1 pseudogene is annotated in these 668 nt (G+C 40.3%); it reads left to right on the top strand.

Annotation, left to right across the window (positions count from 1 at the left end):
• Positions 1 to 299: 299 nt before the first annotated feature.
• Positions 300 to 668, top strand: a pseudogene (locus tag KIV40_RS35530) (HDOD domain-containing protein); the annotation flags it as partial.

Raw genomic sequence — 668 nt, 5'->3', positions numbered from 1 at the left:
ATAGATGTTGTGTTGTGTGTAGTCGGCAGTCTTTAGTAAATCTAAAACCAGCTTTAATGAGTCTGTTGTAAAGACAAGCATGACAATCTCTCTCTAATTATTATCCCAATTTCGTGTTATTGATTATTTAATTATTAACACTCGGGCGCACTATAGCTCACAGTCATTAACAATTAAGTAACCATGCGTAAGGGTTTGTAATGCATGAAAGTTTCATTGATTTAATTTATACATTTCGTGTGAGATAATTAAGCCATTGGCATATCCGCCTCATGACTTTGTTTTAGGATCCCACTGCAATGTTTAAAAGAGTGTTGCAAGCACTATTCCCTTCTTTAAAGGGGCAACCAACAAGAGCCTCTTCAGAATCAAATAACAACACCGTAAATCACGCTCAATCTGCCCAATCAGAGACTCACCAAGCACCAACACCTCAGCACACGTTAAGAGCTAATACACCGTTAAGCCCGCACGATGCGGACTTTCTTAACTACCTATTTGGTGAATCGGGACTCAATACTGAGTCGGATCCGTTCAGTGACTTTGTTGCTGCGCGTATTGAAAAGCTGTTGCTGTCACCTAAGGCGTTGTTGAATGAATTACCTGTTATGCCTGCCTCCATCACCACATTGATGGGCGAGCTTAAGAGTGACGACTTTAATGTTAAT

It is taken from the genome of Vibrio sp. D173a (assembly GCF_030248475.1).
The sequence above is the reverse complement of the archived record's forward strand: the minus strand, read 5'-3'. Positions and strand labels throughout refer to the sequence as shown.